The following is a 16422-nucleotide window of genomic DNA, read 5'->3' as shown; positions in this document are numbered from 1 at the left end:
GGGTCCGCCCCCATGACACATGCCCAGAACCCTGCCCGCGGGATCGCCCTGATGATCCTGGCGATCCTTCTGTTCACCGCGATGGATGCTGCAGCGAAAGGGCTGATCCAGCGTTATCCGGCGCCGCAGGTGGTCTGGGCGCGGTTTGCCGGGCAGTTCCTGATCGTGGCGCTGGTTCTGAACCGGCGCGTGCCGGTGCTGGTGCGCACGCGCCATCCAGTGCTGCACCTGTGGCGCTGCCTGTTCCAGATGGGCGCGACCGCCTTCTTCTTCCTGTCGCTGACGCATATCGGCCTGGCCGAGGCCACCGCGCTGACCGACCTGAACCCGGTGCTGATCACGCTGGGCGCGGCGCTGTTCCTGGGCGAAAAGCTGGGGCCCCGGCGGATTGCCGGGGTGGTGGCGGCGCTGGTGGGCGCGATGATCATCATCCGCCCCGGTGCCGGTGTCTTCACGCCCTGGGCGCTGCTGCCGCTGGGGGCGGCGCTGTCCTATACCGGCAACGCCATCCTGACGCGGCGGCTGGGGCCGTCGGAATCGCCCTGGACCTCGATGATCTGGGCGGCGGGCTTCGGAACCCTTGTCGCGGCCCTGGCCCTGCCCTTCGTCTGGACGCCGGTCGCCCCGGCGGATCTGGCGATCTTCGCGCTGATCGGGATGCTGGGCACCGCGGCGCAACTGTGCCTGATCCGCAGCTTCTCGATTGCCGAGGCAGGCGTCGTGGCGCCCTTCGCCTATCTGGGAATCGTCTTCGCCACCTTCTGGGGCGGCCTCTTCTATGGCGAACTGCCCGACCAGTGGACGGTGATCGGGGCGCTTGTGATCGTGGGGGCGGGTCTTTATGTCTGGCACCGCGAAACCAACGCCGCCCGACAGGAGCGTGCGGCCCAGGACCGCAGATGAGCCAGACCGAAGAGCCCCGGCCGTTCCGGCCCGACCATTACCTTACCAACCTTGCGGTGCGCGGGCTGATCCGGCTGGCGCTGCTGTTTCCCTATCGGTTGCGGGTGTGGTTTCTGGGCTGGCTGATGCGGCGGGTGATCGGGCCGCTGGCGGGCTACCGCGCGCGGGCGCTGGACAATCTGGCCGCCATCTGGCCCGACCTGCCCGAAGCCGAACGCCGCGCCCTGGCCGACCAGTCGCTCGACAATGCCGGGCGCACGGTGATCGAGAACTACTCCACCGCCGAATTCACCGCCCGCGCCGCCAAGCTGGTGCCCGAAGGCCCCGGTTTCGCCGCACTTGAAGCCGCCCGCGCGGCGGGGCGCCCCGCGATCCTGGTCTCGGGCCATTTCGGCAATTACGAAGCCGCCCGGGCCGCGCTGGTGGCGCGCGGGTTCCAGATCGGCGGCCTCTACCGCAACCTGTCGAACCCCTATTTCAACGAACATTACGTCCGCACCATGCAGGCCTTCGGGGGCCCGGTCTTCCCGCAGGGCCGGGCCGGCACGGCGGGCTTCGTCCGCCACCTGCGGGCGGGCGGGCAACTGGTGCTGCTGTTCGATCAGGACGTGCCCTCGGGCGAGCTGATCCCCTTCCTCGGACGCCCCGCCCGCACCGCCCTTTCGGCGGCCGAACTGGCGCTGCGGCTGGGGGCGGACCTGATCCCCTTCTTCGCCACCCGCCAGCCTGACGGGCTGAGCTTCCGCATCGAACTCGATGCCCCCGTGCCACCGTCAGACCCGCTGACCATGACACAGGCGATCACGGCCTCGCTTGAACAGCGCGTGCGGGCCCACCCGGGGCAATGGTTCTGGATTCACAAGCGCTGGAAAGGCGCCCCGACCGGCTGACAGCCGCCGGGCTTACTCGGACGGGGCAGCGCCGCCCGATGTCGAAAGATCCGCCTCGGGGGCACGGTCCGGCGCCCCGACAAAGCCCGCCTCCATGCTGGGTGGGGCATCCTTCGCACTGACAATCGCCTTGGTGGCGGCGTCGCTTTCGGATTTCTGCACCGGGTCCGGCCGCGCGGCGGCCAGAATCAGCGACGGGCCTTCGCTTTGCAGGATCACCACCGCCGGTTCGCTGCCCGGCGCATCGGCCATCACATCCAGCGGGCCGGTCCCCGCCCATTCGCCCAGCAGTTCCCAACTGGTCACCACATTGCGATAGGTGATGGTGCGGCCGGCGTTTTCACCGCGTTCGATCGTCACCGTCTCTTCCGGCATGTAGCGCACCAGTTGCACCCGCACCGGGGTGGTCAGCGCCGGGCTGGCCTCGGCCCGGATCACCAGCCGCTCCCCCTGCCGTTCCACATGCAGCGTCACCGGGCTGACCAGCGCCCTGTGCCGCCCCAGACGTTCCACCGTCTCGTCCGGGTCATAGCCTTCCACCCGGTCCAGCCCGCCGACAATGAACTGCGGCGTATAGATGGTGCGCGACCCCACGGCCCGGGCATAGGCCTTCTGCCGGTCGGTAAAGCGCGGCTGGGCGAACTTGTCTTCCCAGCCGATGTAATCCCAGTAATCGACATGCAGCGACAGCGGCAGAACGCCGGGCTGGGCGGCAAGCTCTGCCACGAAATCATCGGCAGGCGGACAGGACGAGCACCCTTGCGAGGTGTAAAGCTCGACGATGACGACATTTTCCGCTTGTGCCGTGGCAGCCGCAGCCATCCACAGGCCGCAGGCGGCGCTGACCAATTGTCGCATCATAGTCTTACCGGTCCCCTGATCCAGTTGATTGCTTATAGGAAAGGCCAGCCTGCCCTTCCAATCAAGGTTTTGCGAGTGTTAGGCGTGAAGACATCACGTCCTGCTGCGAATCGGCCCGCAGCGGGCATTGAATCGGGTCTGGATTTTTGGCATACATTTGTATACAATGATCGGGACTCGACCGGATCACCCCGGAAACGCAGCGAATATTCCAGACGCCCCCAGCCACGGAGCCAGATAGATGACCGTCACCGTCGGACACGACAGCAAGAAAACCCGCAAGACGCTGACCGCAGGCGGACAGACTGTTTCCTATTACTCGATCCCCGCCGCCGAAGCCGCCGGTCTGGGCGAGTTTTCCCGGCTGCCGGCCAGCCTCAAGGTGGTGCTGGAAAACATGCTGCGCTTCGAAGACGGCAAGACCGTCACCGTGGACGACATCAAGGCCTTCTCCGACTGGGGCAAGAAGGGCGGCCAGAACCCGATCGAGATCGCCTATCGCCCCGCCCGCGTGCTGATGCAGGATTTCACCGGCGTCCCCGCGGTGGTCGACCTGGCCGCGATGCGCGATGGCATCAAGGCCCTGGGCGGCAATGCGCAGAAGATCAACCCGCTGAACCCGGTCGATCTGGTCATCGACCATTCGGTGATGATCGACGAATTCGGCCACCCCCGCGCCTTCCAGATGAACGTCGACCGCGAGTATGAGCGGAACATGGAACGCTACGTGTTCCTGAAATGGGGCCAGAACGCCTTCAACAACTTCCGCGTGGTGCCCCCAGGCACCGGCATCTGCCACCAGGTCAACCTGGAATACCTGGCGCAGACGGTCTGGACCGACACCGACCAGGACGGCAACCTGGTGGCCTACCCCGACACGCTGGTCGGCACCGACTCGCATACGACCATGGTCAACGGCCTGGCCGTCCTGGGCTGGGGCGTCGGCGGGATCGAGGCCGAGGCGGCGATGCTGGGGCAGCCTGTTTCCATGCTGATCCCCGAAGTCGTCGGCTTCAAGCTGACCGGCCAGATGGTGGAAGGCACCACCGCCACCGACCTGGTGCTCAAGGTCGTGCAGATGCTGCGCAAGCATGGCGTGGTCAACAAGTTCGTCGAATTCTACGGCGACGGCCTTGACCGCCTGCCGCTGGCCGACCGGGCAACCATCGCCAACATGGCCCCGGAATACGGCGCCACCTGCGGCTTCTTCCCGATCGACGATGAAACCCTGCGCTACCTGCACATGACGGGCCGCGACGAATCGCGGATCGCTCTGGTCGAGGCCTATGCCAAGGCCAACGGCATGTGGCGCGGCGCGGATTACGAACCGATCTACACCAGCACCCTGCATCTCGACATGGGCAGCATCGTTCCGGCGATCTCGGGTCCGAAGCGCCCGCAGGATTACCTGCCGCTCTCCGGCGCCGCGTCCGCCTTCGGTGACTATATCCGCGGTATCCGCAAGGCCCCCGAAGCGCCCAAGCTGGAAAAGGCCGAAATGGTGTCCGAAGGCGGCCACCCTGCCCCGGCCGATCTGCCCGGCGATCACTTCGGCCTGTCCTCGGCCGCCGTCGAAGGCCAGGATTACAAGCTGCGCGACGGATCGGTCGTGATCGCCTCGATCACCTCCTGCACCAACACATCGAACCCCTATGTGCTGGTCGGCGCGGGCCTTGTGGCGCGCAAGGCGCGCGCTCTCGGGCTGGACCGCAAGCCCTGGGTGAAAACCTCGCTGGCGCCCGGATCGCAGGTCGTGTCCGAATATCTTGAAGCCGCCGGCCTTCAGGAAGACTTGGATGCCGTGGGCTTCAACCTGGTGGGTTACGGCTGCACCACCTGCATCGGCAACTCGGGCCCCCTCCAGCCCGAGATTTCCAAGGCGATCAACGAAGGCGATCTGGTCGCCGCCGCCGTCCTGTCGGGCAACCGCAACTTCGAAGGCCGCATCAGCCCCGACGTGCGCGCCAACTATCTGGCCAGCCCGCCGCTGGTGGTGGCCTATGCCCTGGCCGGCGACATGAACATCGACCTGACGAAAGACCCGCTTGGCACCGGCAAGGATGGCAAGCCGGTCTATCTGCGCGACATCTGGCCCACGAACAAGGAAATCGCCGACATCGTTCATGCGGTGGTCACGCGCGAGGCGTTCCAGAAGAAATACGCCGACGTGTTCAAGGGCGATGCCAAGTGGCAGGGCGTCAAGGTGACCGACTCGGAAACCTATGACTGGCCGGCCTCCTCGACCTACATCCAGAACCCGCCCTATTTCCGCGGCATGTCCAAGACGCCGGGCGTTATCAGGAACATCGAAGGCGCCCGCGTTCTGGCGCTTCTGGGCGACATGATCACCACCGACCACATCAGCCCGGCCGGGTCGTTCAAGCCCACCACGCCGGCCGGCAAATACCTGACCGAACGTCAGGTGCCCGTCAGCGAGTTCAACTCCTACGGTTCGCGTCGCGGCAACCATGAGGTGATGATGCGCGGCACCTTCGCCAATATCCGCATCAAGAACGAGATGCTGGATGGCGTCGAAGGCGGCTACACCCTTGGGCCGGACGGGCAGCAGACCTCGATCTACGATGCCTCGATGGCCTATCAGGCAGCCGGCACTCCGCTGGTGATCTTCGGCGGCATCGAATACGGCGCCGGCTCCTCGCGCGACTGGGCGGCCAAGGGCACGGCCCTTCTGGGCGTCAAGGCCGTGATCGCCGAGTCGTTCGAACGAATTCACCGCTCCAACCTCGTCGGCATGGGCGTCATCCCCTTCGAATTCACCGAAGGCATGACCCGCAAGAGCCTTGGCCTGAAGGGCGACGAGGTGATCAGCATCGAAGGTCTGGACGGCGATCTGAAACCGCTCAGCCTGGTGCCCTGCACCATCCGCTATGCCGATGGCACCACCAAGACCATCCAGATCAAGTGCCGCATAGATACCGCGATCGAGATCGAATACGTCGAAAACGGCGGCGTGCTGCATTATGTGCTGCGCGATCTGGCGGCCTCGTAAGAGGCTGCCCCGCCAAGGCGCGGACGAAAACGAAAGGCCGGGGGAAACCCCGGCCTTTTCTCTTGCCCTGCCCGTAGCGCGGAACGGCGGCTATTTCAGCGCGTCTTCCAGCGCGGGAACGAACCGCTTTTCGTAATCGGTGCCAACCAGCGGGCCCACGAACTTGAACAGGATCGTCCCGTCGCCATCGACGATGAAGGTCTCCGGCGGGTTGGTCACACCCCATTCCACCCGGTTGCGCCCGTTCGGATCGGTGGCCAGCGCGAAGAACGGATTGCCCTCCTCGGCCAGATAGGCCGTGGCGTCGGCCTCCTTGTCCATCATGTTCACGCCCGCGACGCGGATGCCCTTTTCGGCCATCGCCTTCAGCACCGGATGCTCGGCCCGGCAGGGCGGGCACCACGAGGCCCAGAAATTGACAACCGTCACCTCGCCCTTGCGCAGATCGGCATCGGTCAATTGCGTCACCCCCGGCAGGCCGGTCCCCGGCAGCACCGGGGCGGGCTTGCCGATAAAGACGCTGTGCAGCTCGCCGGGGTTTTCACGCTGCATCCCCACATAGAACATGGCTGCCAGCCCGGCAAAGATCACCGGCGGCAGCGCCATCATCCACCTAGCCATCGACAGCCTCCGACGCCCGCGCCTCAACCTCGGCCAGGGCACGCCGCATCCGGGCGCCCTGCCACAGCGACAGCAGCACCACCCCAGCCAGCAGCGCGATCGTCACCCCGTAAGAGGTCAGCACCGCGAAGGCGTATTTCCCAAGCTCGGGCATCAGGCCAGCCTTTCCCGCGACACCAGCGCCGACAGGCGGCGGGCGCGAATTTCGGTGCGGGTGCGCAGCAGCACCAGCGCCAGGAACAGGAAGATGAAGCCGAAGATGCAGACCACCAGCGGCTGATAGAAGGCCGGGTCCAGCGGGTCTTTCTCGCCCACCTTGAGGATGGTCGAATCCTGATGCAGCCCCTGGTTCCAGAACTTGACCGCATAGCGCGACAACAGCGCGAAGACCGATCCCACAACGCACAGGACCGAGGTCAGGTCGGCGGCGGTATCGGGGTTCTCGACCGCGTTCCACAGCGCGATATAGCCCAGATAGAACAGCGCAAGAATCAGGAAGCTGGTCAGCCGCGGGTCCCAGGCCCACCAGGTGCCCCACATCGGCTGGCCCCACAGCGCGCCGGTCGCCAGCGCGATCAGCGTGAAGGTCAGGCCCACCGGCGCCGCCGCCTTGGCCGCCAGCGCGCTGACATGGTGGCGGCGGATCACCCAGATCAGGCTGGTCACCAGCATCATCACCCAGGCATTGATCGCCATCATCGCGGCGGGCACATGCAGGAACATGATCTTGACGGTTGATCCCTGCTTGTAATCGTCCGGCGTGAAGAAAAAGCCCCAGACCAGCCCGACGCCCAGGCACAGCACGGTCAGCCCCGTCACCCAGGGCAAGGCCCAGGCCGAGGTCTGCATGAACTTCTTCGGGTTGGCGTATTCCCAGATCGACATGATGTTCCGTTACTTGGCGAAAGGGGCGGGCTCAACTCAATAACATGTGCGCGGGCTACCGCAAATTGACGCGGATCGCCGCGGCTGCGGCAAAGGGCAGCAAGGCGGCCGATCCGGCGGTGATCGCGGCCAGCAGCGCCAGCGGGGTGCCAGGGTCCATGCCCATCGCGCCGCGCTTCACCACCTCGGCCCCGAAGATCAGCGTCGGCACATAAAGCGGCAGCACCAGCAGGCTGAGAAGCAGCCCGCCGCGCTTCAGCCCCACGGTCAGCGCGGCCCCGAAGGCGCCGATGATGCTCAGCGCCGGCGTGCCCAGCCCCAGCGAGACGACCAGCCAGAAATAGCCATCGGCCGGCAGGAACAGCAGCAGCCCCAGCACCGGCGAAACCAGCGTCAGCGGCAGGCCCGTCACCAGCCAATGCGCCGCGGCCTTCACGGCCACCGCCCCTTCCAGCGGCAGCGGCGCGGTGGCCAGCAGGTCCAGCGACCCATCCTCGAAATCCAGCGCGAAGATGCGGTCAAGGCTCAGCAGGCAGGCCAGCAGCGCCCCCACCCACAGGATGCCGGGGGCAATGGTGGCCAGCGTGCCGCCCTCCGGCCCCACCCCCAGCGGCACCAGCACCGCGACCAGCAGGAAGAAGGCCAGCCCAAGGCCAAAGCCACCCCCGGCACGGAAGGCAAGGCGCAGATCGCGGACCAGCAGCGCGATCATGCGAAAGCCTCGTCAAAGCCGCCGGCCACGGCGGGCGCCGCGCCGTCCGACCGGAACGGCGACAGGTCCAGCACCTCGGCCTCGGGCAGGCCAAGGTCGATATGGGTGGCCATCAGCGCCGCCCCGCCACCGGCCAGATGCGCGCGGATCACATCGGCAAACAGCGCGACCGAGGCCGCATCCAGCGAAACGGTCGGCTCATCCAGCACCCAGATCGGGCGGCCCGTCACCAGAAGCCGCGCAAGGCCCAGCCGGCGCTTCTGCCCTGCCGACAGGTTGGCGGCGCGGCGGTCGGCCAGCGCGGCAAGGTTCATCCGCTGCAAGGCCTGCGCCACCGCCGCCGCGCCGGTGCCATAGACCGCCGCCCAGAAGGCCAGGTTCTCCGCAACCGTCAGCACGGCCTTCAACCCGTCGGCATGGCTGGCATAGGCCAGGCTTTCCGGCGGCGCCGAAATCGTGCCCGCCACGGCGGGTTGCAGCCCCGCCAGCGTGCGCAGCAGCGTGGTCTTGCCCACGCCGTTCGGCCCCCGCAGCACCAGCGCCCGCCCCGGCTGCAACCGGAAGCCCACGCCCTGCAGCACGACCAGCCCGCCGCGCGCCACCGCCAGATCGGAAACCACGAAATCCATGGGGCACAGCCGTATCGCAAAGCGGCCCGGCACAAAACCCCCTGCCCCATGGAAAGCCCCGCCCGTTACCGCTATCTCTGCCGCCAGCAGGAACGTGAGGAGACCCGCGATGCACAGCAATTCCTTTGGCCGCACGGGGCGGACCGTCACCCGCATCGGCTTTGGCGCCTGGGCCATCGGCGGCACCTGGGGCGAAGTGTCGCCGGATGCGGCGCGCGCCGCGCTCCATGCCGCGCTTGATGCGGGCATGACCTTCATCGACACCGCCGATGTCTATGGCGACGGCCGGTCGGAACGGATCATCGCCAAGGTGCTGGCCGAACGCGGTGGCGCACGGCCCTTCGTGGCCACCAAGGCCGGGCGCCGGCTGTCGCCGCATGTGGCCGAAGGCTACGATCTGGACCATCTGGCCGCCTTCGTGGACCGCTCGCGCCACAACCTGCAAATGGACCGGCTGGATCTGGTGCAACTGCATTGCCCGCCGACGCCGGTCTATTTCTCGTCCCGCGCCTTCGATGCGCTGGATGAGTTGAAATCGCGCGGCTGGATCGCCGATTACGGCGTCTCGGTCGAAACCGTGGACGAGGCACGTCAGGCCCTGCACCACCCCGGCGTGGTGTCGGTGCAGATCATCTACAACCTGTTCCGCCCCCGCCCCGCCGAGGTGTTCTTCCGCGAGGCGCAGGCCGCGAACGTGGCCGTCATCGCGCGGGTGCCGCTGGCCTCGGGGCTGCTGACCGGCAAGATGACCGCGGCCAGCACCTTCGCCGCCGATGACCACCGCAGCTTCAACCGCGACGGTCAGGCCTTCGACAAGGGCGAAACCTTCTCGGGCGTGCCCTTCGACGTAGCGCTGGAAGCGGTCGAGGAACTGCGCCCGCTGGTGCCGCAGGGCGCCAGCATGGCCGCCTTCGCGCTGCGCTGGATTCTGATGGAACAGGCGGTGACCGTGGTCATTCCGGGCGCGAAATCCGCCGCGCAGGCCCAGGCAAATGCGGCGGCCGATGCGCTGGCCCCCCTGCCGGCCGAAACCCTGCAAGCCGCACGCGCGGTCTATGACCGGCTGGTGGCACCGCACGTCCACCACCTGTGGTAAGATCCGGTTTCTTCAAGGAAATCGGCCCGGACCCTTCCATGGGTCCGGGCCGGAGTTCTTGAAACCTCCGGGCGTTCACCCCACCGGCAGCAGCGCGGCGGCGATGCGGCGGCCTTCGCCCAGCAGCACGTTGTAGGTGCGGCACGCGGCGGGTGAGGCCATGACCTCAACCCCGATGTCCGCCGCCTCCAGCGCCTCTCGGAAGGCGCGCGGCGGGTGGGCGATCTGCGCGCCCATGCCCAGCAACAGCACGTCGATCCGCCCCGCCAGCGCCAGCGGCGTGGCGGTATCCTCAAGCCCCGCCCACGGCCCGGCATCCCAGGGCGTAATCAGGCAGGCCCCGCGCAGCACATGCGGCCCAACCCGGAAAAAGCCCGGCCCGTACCCCTCGATGGGCAGGGCCGAGCCATAGCTGACCTCGGTCAGGCGCAGGCCCCCCGGTTCAGGCCCCGGTTCAGGCCCAACTTCAGGCATCGACGTTGGCGAATTCGCTGTTGTCTTTCTTCTTCGGCTTGTCGCCGCGATCGACACCCAGCATCAGCACGATGTTCTTGGCCATGTAGAGCGTGGAATAGGTGCCCAGGAACACCCCCAGAACCATGGCGAAGACAAAGCCCCGGATCACGTCGCCACCAAAGATCAGCAGCACGATCAGCGCGATCAGCGTCGTGGTCGAGGTCATGATCGTCCGGCTCAGCGTTTCGTTGGCCGTCAGGTTCATCATCTCGCGCAGCGGCATGGTCTTGTACTTGGCCAGATTCTCGCGCAGCCGGTCGAAGATCACCACGGTATCGTTGACCGAATAGCCAAGAATGGTCAGCAGCGCCGCCACGATGGACAGGTCGAACTTGAGCTGGAACAGCGAGAAGATCCCGACCGTCACCACCACGTCATGCAGAAGCGATGCCACGGTGCCCACGGCGAACTGCCATTCGAACCGCATCCAGACATAAAGCATGATGCCAAAAGACCCGGCCGCCACGGCAAGCAGCGCCTTCCAGATCAGCTCCTGGCTGACCTTGGGGCCAACCGATTCCACGGACGCGAAGATCACGTTCGGATCATGCGCCTTCAGCGCGGCCTCAACCTCGGAAATCACTTCCGGCGTGACCGCCTCTTCACCCTCGCGCGCGCCAAGGCGCACCTGGGCAACATGCTGGTCATCGCGGAAGCTGGGGTCGGTCACCTCGGTGATGGTGACATCGCCCACATCCAGCGCCGCCAGCGCCGTCCGATAGGCGCCGACATCCACCGGCGTGGTCGATTCCGTGCGGATCGTGGTGCCGCCCAGGAAATCGACGCCAAAGTTCAGCCCCTTCACCGCGACGATGCCCAGCGAGGCCACCATCAGGAAGATCGACAGGCCGAAGGTCAGCCACTGCCAGCGGAAAAAGTCGATGCTGGTCTTTTCGGGAACAAGTTTCAGACGCCAGGCCATGTGCTTTTCTCCCTCAGACCACAATCGTCTTCGGACGCTTGCGGTTGATATAGATCTCGATCACCAGCCGGGTCACATAGACGGCGGTGAACATCGAGGTGATGATCCCCAGCGTCATGGTCACGGCAAAGCCGCGCACCGGGCCCGATCCGATCCAGAACATGATGCCCCCGATCAGCAGCCCCGTCAGGTTGGCGTCCATGATGGCCGAGAAGGCCCGTTCGAACCCGGCCTGAATGGCCCGTGGCGGGCTCAGCCCGGCGCGCAGTTCCTCGCGCACGCGCTCGAAGATCAGCACGTTGGCGTCAACCGCCATGCCCATGGTCAGCACGATGCCGGCGATGCCGGGCAGCGTCAGCGTGGCCCCGATCGACGACAGGATCGCCACCAGAAGCAACACGTTCACCGCCAGCGCCACATTGGCGAACCAGCCGAACAGGCCATAGGAGGCCACCATATAGGCCACCACCGCCACCATGCCGATGATCGCGGCGGTCTTGCCGGCGGCCACCGAATCGGCGCCCAGTTCCGGGCCGATGGTGCGTTCTTCCAGGAAGGTCAGGCTGGCCGGCAGGGCGCCCGCGCGCAGCAGCACCGCCAGTTCGGTCGATTCCTCGACATTGAAATTCCCGGTGATGATGCCGTTGCCGCCGGGAATGTGGCTCTGGATCACCGGGGCCGAAATGACCTGCTGGTCCAGCACAATGGCGAAAGGCGCGCCGATATTTGCGGCGGTATAGTCGCCGAACTTGCGCGCGCCTGCCCCGTCAAACCGGAAGCTGACCGCCGGGCGGCCGTTCTGGTCGAACGACGGCTGGGCATCGACAAGCTGCTCGCCGGTCACCACCGGCGTTTCCTCGACAATGTAGTAAAGCCCGGGCTGTTCGCGCGCCGGCAGCAGCAGGTTGCGCGGGCCGGGGTCGGCACCGGCATCCGTGGTGGTGCGGATCACCGGGTTGAAGGTCAGCTTGGCCGTGGTGCCGATCAGGCTTTTCAGCTCGGCCGCCGATCCGATGCCCGGCACCTGAATCAGGATGCGGTCGCTGCCCTGACGCAGGATCGTCGGTTCGCGCGTGCCCACCTCGTCCACCCGGTTGCGGATGATCTCAAGGCTTTGCTGCACCGTGCGGTCGTCCGAGGCGGTCCGTTCGGCCTCGGACAGCTTCACCAGAATGTCGCTGCCTTCCGCCGTCACGTCGATGTCGTTCGCGCCCACGCCGGTCAGCGTATAGACCGGCGTCGCCAGCGCCTTCACGGCGGCCAGCGCGGCCTCCATCCCGGCCGGGTTGGAAATCGTGATGCGCAGCTCGTCCTCAGGCGACGGCGCGCGGCGCACGGCGCCGACCTGGTCGCGCAGATTGCGCAGCGCATCGCGGGCCTCGGGCCACAGCCCGTCGATCCGCGCCTTGTAGACATCCTGCACCTCGACCCGCGCCAGCAGGTGCGCCCCGCCCCGCAGGTCCAGCCCCAGCGGCATCAGCGAGGACGGCAGGAACGAAGGCCATTCGGCCAGCGCAGCGTTCTGCTCGGGCGTCGCCACGCCGCCGGCCTTTTCGATGGCGGCGGCGGCGTCATTATGCGTTTCGACCCGGCCGTAGAAGGCATTGGGCATTGCGGCAATCGCGCCCCAAAGGCAGACCGCAAGGATCAGAAGGCGCTTCCACAGCGCGGTCGGGGTCATGGTGCGTGCCTCAGCTTGCGGCGGGTTCGGTCTTGTTCAGCACGGTCGCGATGGTGTGGCGCATCACCTTGACCTTCACGCCATCGGCGATTTCCACCTCGACGATGCCGTCTTCCTGCACCTTCACCACCTTGCCCAGGATACCGCCCTGGGTGACGATCTGGTCGCCCCGGCGCAGCGCATCGACCATGGCCTTGTGCTCTTTCAGCTTCTTTTGCTGCGGACGGATCAGCAGGAAATACATGATCCCGAAGATCAGGATCAGCGGCATGAAGCTGGTCAGGGCGGAAGCGGCACCGGGGGCGCCGGCGGCCTGGGCGAAGGCGGGGGTTGCGAACATGGATCACCTCTCTGGCGGACACGGGCGCCTCCCCCTTGGCAGGGCTGCGGGCCGGGTCGGTTTGCGCCCATGTAAGGTGTTTTCGCGCCCGATGCCAGAGGCAGGGCCGTGCAAGCCCCCTGCCCCGGCCCGCCGCCCCCTGAACAGCGCGTGAACGCAGCCCCGCCGCGCCACGCCGGCCCCGGACAACCGCCCTTTCCCAGACCCGGCCCTTCTGGCATAACCCGCCCCGATCCCATCGGGCCGAAAGACCAACGCCATGCACGACATCCGCCAGATCCGCGAAAACCCCGCCGCCTTCGATGCGGCCCTTGCCCGCCGCGGCCTGCCCCCCGCCTCGCCCGAACTGCTGGCGCTGGATGCCGACCGCCGCGCCAAAATTCTGGCCGCCGAAACTGCAACGGCGGATCAGAACCGCGCCTCGAAAGAGGTGGGCGCCGCCAAGGCGCGCGGCGATGATGCCGAATTCGAACGCCTGCGCGCCCTGGTGGCCGAGAAGAAGGCCGAAATCTCCCGCCTCACCGCCGAGGCGGCCGAGGAAGACGCGCGCCTGCGCGACCTCTTGATGCGCCTGCCCAACCTGCCGCTGGACGAGGTGCCCGATGGCGCCGATGAAGACGACAACGTGGAAATCCGCCGCTGGGGCACCCCGCGCAGCTTCGACTTCAAGCCCTTGGAACATTTCGAAATTCCGGGCGTGAAACCGGGAATGGATTTCGAGACGGCGGCGAAACTGTCGGGCGCGCGCTTCGTGGTGCTGAAGGGCGCGGTGATCCGCGTCCACCGCGCGCTGGCCCAGTTCATGCTGGACACCCATATCGAAGACCACGACCTGCAAGAGACCTGGACCCCCGTCCTGGTCAAGGACGAGGCGATGTATGGCACCAACCAACTGCCCAAATTCGCCGAAGACAGCTACCAGACCACCAACGGCTGGTGGCTGATCCCCACCGCCGAGGTGACGCTGACCAACTCGGTCGCGGGCGACATTCTGGACGAAGCCCGTCTGCCGATCCGCATGACCGCCCATACCCAGTGCTTCCGCTCGGAAGCCGGCAGCGCCGGCAAGGATACCACGGGGATGTTGCGCCAGCACCAGTTCGAAAAGGTCGAGATGGTGACGATCTGCACCCCCGACACCGCGCTGGCCGAACATGACCGCATGACGCGCTGCGCCGAGGCCATTCTGGAAAAGCTGGGCATCCCCTATCGCACCATCGTGCTCTGCACTGGCGACATGGGGTTCGGCGCACAGAAGACCCATGATCTTGAAGCCTGGCTGCCGGGACAGAATCGGTTCCGCGAAATCTCCAGCGTCTCCACCTGCGGCACCTTCCAGGCGCGGCGGATGAATGCGCGCTTCCGTCCCGCCGGCGGCAAGCCGGATTTCGTGGCCACGCTGAACGGCTCGGGTCTGGCGGTCGGGCGTTGCCTGATTGCCGTGCTGGAAAACGGCCAGCAGGCCGACGGCTCGGTCGATCTGCCGACGGTGCTGCACCCCTATCTGGGCGGCAAGACCCGCATCTCGGCCAGCGGCGAGCTGATCTGACACCCCGGTATGCGTGCCAGCCCCCCTTGGTCGCCTGCCCCGGACAGATCGCCCTGGCCGATCTTCGTGCTCTCCCTGCCCGATGCCACCGACCGGCGGCACCGGATTTCGGCGCAGCTTGCGGCACTGGGGCTGGCGTTCCGTTTCCATGACGGGATCGACGGTCGCCGCGGCCTGCCGCCCGAACACGAGCCGCAGATCGACCGCGCCGCCGCCCGCCTGCGCATGGGGCGGCGCATGACCGATGGCGAATTCGCCTGCGCCCTGTCGCATCAGGCGATCTATCGCCGGATCATCGCCGAAGGCCTGCCCGGCGCCGTGGTGCTGGAAGATGACGCGACCCTGACCCCGGGTTTTGCCGCCTTCCTGCGCAACCGCTGCCACGACGCGGCCCCGATCATCCAGCTTGAACACCTGTTCGCCGATGTCTGGCGCTGGCCCCGCCCGCGCCTTTTGCACCCCGATCTGCCCGGGGTCCGGCTGGCGCTGCTTTGCCACAATGCCTGCATGACCTCGGCCTACAGCATCAGCCGCGACGCCGCCGCCCATGTCCTGCGCGAATCCACACCGCTGGCCGGCGTTGCCGACTGGCCCTGCGACGTGGCGGTGCTGGGCGCGGCGGTCACGCTGCCGATGCTGGTCACCTCACCGCAGGTCCAGGGCTCTCAGCTTGAGGCCGAACGGGCCGGAACGGTGATCGAGGCAGAGCAGGCCGCCACCCCCAGAGCCACCCGCCGCCCGCCCGCAAAGCGGTTCCTCAGCGCGGCCTACTGGCGGCGGTGGGCCCGCAAGCGGATGATGCGCCGGGTGTCCTGAGCGGCCGCTCAGAACGGGGCGGCTTGCGCCAATCTGTCCAGCGCGGGGCGAACGATCCGCGCCTCGACCCTGCGTTCGATCTGCCGCAGCTTCACATATTTGCGGCGCCGCAACGCAAGGCCGAACAGCCGGCGGCGGCGGCGCTCCAGCAGATGCAGCCTGTCGCGCAGCGTCAGCCGGGGCAAGGTGTCAGGCGGGATCAGGTCCGCCAGCGGCGCGGCATGGGCCTGCCAGATCTTGCCCAGGAACACCGGCGCCCGCCAGGGTTTCAGCTTGCCGCAGTAATGCAGCACCCCCGGCACCAGATCCTCGGGCAAGTCCTGTCCGTCGAACATGTCGTGCTCAATCGTCTGCGCCAGCACGTTCCAGTGGTCGTCCAGCCAGGTCACCCGGCCCCGCAGCACATGGTTCAGCGCGCTCTGGTCGGCAAAATGGCTCTGGCGGTCAGGGCGCTGCGCCCAGTCCAGACAGGCGCCCGCAATCCCCTCGGACCGCCAGAGATCAAGATCCATCACCAGCAGGCCAGAATTGAAATAGGCCTCCGCCGGCAGGTCCATCGCGATCAGCTCTTCGGGCTTGGACCGCACAACCCCCGCATCCCGCACCGCGCCGACCGGCCTGCCCTCAAGATCGGTCGCCCAAAGCCCGGCGATCGAGCGGACGGCCACCATGTCGCAATCCATATAGATCACCCGCGACAGATGCGGCAGCATCTCGGGGATCAGCAGGCGCAGGTATCCCGCGGGCGTCACATGCGTGCCGTCAGGTCGCGACAGCCCGCTCAGCCGCGCCGGATCAACCGGCAGAACCGTGACCGGGCAGCCGATGCGCCGGGCCACGGCCTGAAGCATGTCGCGCCCGCGTGGCGAGATTCCATGATCTAGAACGGTAAATTCGGTGCCGGGATCGAAACGCGCCACCGAGGCAATCAGAACCGCGACACCCGTGACGTAATTCTCGTCACTTCCGGTCACAATATGCATGTGCCTGC

Annotated in this window: 16 protein-coding genes and 1 pseudogene; 6 read left to right on the top strand and 11 right to left on the bottom strand. The window is 66.9% G+C overall.

The genetic code is table 11. The features are described from left to right. Window positions 1-12 precede the first annotated feature (12 nt). Complete coding sequence (locus C5F44_RS08475) at window positions 13-903, top strand: DMT family transporter (protein WP_107673075.1); 891 nt, start codon at window positions 13-15, stop codon at window positions 901-903. Then, window positions 900-1793: a lysophospholipid acyltransferase family protein gene (locus C5F44_RS08470; protein WP_107673074.1), complete on the top strand. Its 894-nt coding sequence runs from the start codon at window positions 900-902 to the stop codon at window positions 1791-1793. Before C5F44_RS08475 ends, C5F44_RS08470 begins: the two co-directional genes overlap by 4 nt. Before the next feature lie 174 nt (window positions 1794-1967). On the opposite strand, the pseudogene C5F44_RS08465 reads toward C5F44_RS08470, so the two are convergent. Next, window positions 1968-2615 (bottom strand): annotated as a pseudogene (locus C5F44_RS08465) (DUF1223 domain-containing protein); the annotation flags it as partial. Between the two features lie 280 nt (window positions 2616-2895). On the opposite strand from C5F44_RS08465, the gene acnA reads away from it, so the two are divergent. Beyond that, window positions 2896-5664, top strand: coding sequence for an aconitate hydratase AcnA (acnA, locus tag C5F44_RS08460; RefSeq protein ID WP_107673073.1), 2769 nt, complete (start codon window positions 2896-2898; stop codon window positions 5662-5664). Between the two features lie 90 nt (window positions 5665-5754). Here acnA and C5F44_RS08455 read toward each other — a convergent pair whose 3' ends face one another. Genes C5F44_RS08455 through ccmA form a run of 5 tightly spaced genes read right to left on the bottom strand, consistent with a single transcriptional unit; the run spans window position 5755 to window position 8511 of the window. Next, complete coding sequence (locus C5F44_RS08455) at window positions 5755-6285, bottom strand: DsbE family thiol:disulfide interchange protein (RefSeq protein WP_235822571.1); 531 nt, start codon at window positions 6283-6285, stop codon at window positions 5755-5757. Beyond that, window positions 6278-6439, bottom strand: a complete 162-nt coding sequence (gene ccmD, locus C5F44_RS08450) for a heme exporter protein CcmD (RefSeq protein WP_412917535.1) — start codon at window positions 6437-6439, stop codon at window positions 6278-6280. Before ccmD ends, C5F44_RS08455 begins: the two co-directional genes overlap by 8 nt. Next, a complete protein-coding gene (locus C5F44_RS08445) occupies window positions 6439-7170 on the bottom strand; it encodes a heme ABC transporter permease (RefSeq protein WP_107673072.1) in 732 nt (243 codons plus the stop codon). Before C5F44_RS08445 ends, ccmD begins: the two co-directional genes overlap by 1 nt. Before the next feature lie 55 nt (window positions 7171-7225). After that, window positions 7226-7882, bottom strand: coding sequence for a heme exporter protein CcmB (gene ccmB, locus C5F44_RS08440; RefSeq protein ID WP_107673071.1), 657 nt, complete (start codon window positions 7880-7882; stop codon window positions 7226-7228). After that, window positions 7879-8511 carry a heme ABC exporter ATP-binding protein CcmA gene (gene ccmA, locus C5F44_RS08435; protein ID WP_107673070.1) on the bottom strand — a complete coding sequence of 211 codons (633 nt, stop codon included), beginning with the start codon at window positions 8509-8511 and terminating at the stop codon, window positions 7879-7881. The genes ccmB and ccmA overlap by 4 nt, the downstream gene beginning before the upstream one ends. 109 nt (window positions 8512-8620) lie before the next feature. Between ccmA and C5F44_RS08430 the strand changes: the two genes are divergently transcribed. Beyond that, window positions 8621-9607, top strand: coding sequence for an aldo/keto reductase (locus C5F44_RS08430; RefSeq protein WP_107673069.1), 987 nt, complete (start codon window positions 8621-8623; stop codon window positions 9605-9607). A 75-nt stretch (window positions 9608-9682) separates the two neighbouring features. Here the strand turns inward: C5F44_RS08430 and C5F44_RS08425 are convergent, their stop codons facing one another. From C5F44_RS08425 to yajC, 4 genes are read right to left on the bottom strand one after another with little or no spacing between them, the layout of a single operon-like run. Beyond that, entirely contained in the window at window positions 9683-10039 is a 357-nt protein-coding gene (locus C5F44_RS08425) for an Mth938-like domain-containing protein (protein ID WP_107673131.1), read from the bottom strand. Between the two features lie 34 nt (window positions 10040-10073). After that, on the bottom strand, window positions 10074-11045 hold the full coding sequence (secF, locus tag C5F44_RS08420) for a protein translocase subunit SecF (RefSeq protein ID WP_107673068.1): 972 nt from the start codon (window positions 11043-11045) through the stop codon (window positions 10074-10076). A gap of 13 nt (window positions 11046-11058) precedes the next feature. After that, window positions 11059-12726: a protein translocase subunit SecD gene (secD, locus tag C5F44_RS08415; RefSeq protein WP_107673067.1), complete on the bottom strand. Its 1668-nt coding sequence runs from the start codon at window positions 12724-12726 to the stop codon at window positions 11059-11061. Window positions 12727-12736: 10 nt separating this feature from the next. Further along, entirely contained in the window at window positions 12737-13066 is a 330-nt protein-coding gene (gene yajC, locus C5F44_RS08410; RefSeq protein ID WP_107673066.1) for a preprotein translocase subunit YajC, read from the bottom strand. 259 nt (window positions 13067-13325) lie between these two features. Here yajC and serS point away from each other — a divergent pair, with 259 nt between their 5' ends. Next, on the top strand, window positions 13326-14615 hold the full coding sequence (serS, locus tag C5F44_RS08405) for a serine--tRNA ligase (RefSeq protein WP_107673065.1): 1290 nt from the start codon (window positions 13326-13328) through the stop codon (window positions 14613-14615). A 66-nt stretch (window positions 14616-14681) separates the two neighbouring features. After that, complete coding sequence (locus tag C5F44_RS08400; protein WP_181318225.1) at window positions 14682-15431, top strand: glycosyltransferase family 25 protein; 750 nt, start codon at window positions 14682-14684, stop codon at window positions 15429-15431. An 8-nt stretch (window positions 15432-15439) separates the two neighbouring features. On the opposite strand, the gene C5F44_RS08395 is transcribed toward C5F44_RS08400, so the two are convergent. Beyond that, window positions 15440-16414, bottom strand: coding sequence for a glycosyltransferase family 8 protein (locus C5F44_RS08395; protein WP_107673063.1), 975 nt, complete (start codon window positions 16412-16414; stop codon window positions 15440-15442). Window positions 16415-16422: the final 8 nt, after the last annotated feature.

Origin of the sequence: Fuscovulum blasticum DSM 2131 (assembly GCF_003034965.1) — a bacterium.
Lineage (GTDB): Bacteria > Pseudomonadota > Alphaproteobacteria > Rhodobacterales > Rhodobacteraceae > Pseudogemmobacter > Pseudogemmobacter blasticus.
The sequence above is the reverse complement of the archived record's forward strand: the minus strand, read 5'-3'. Positions and strand labels throughout refer to the sequence as shown.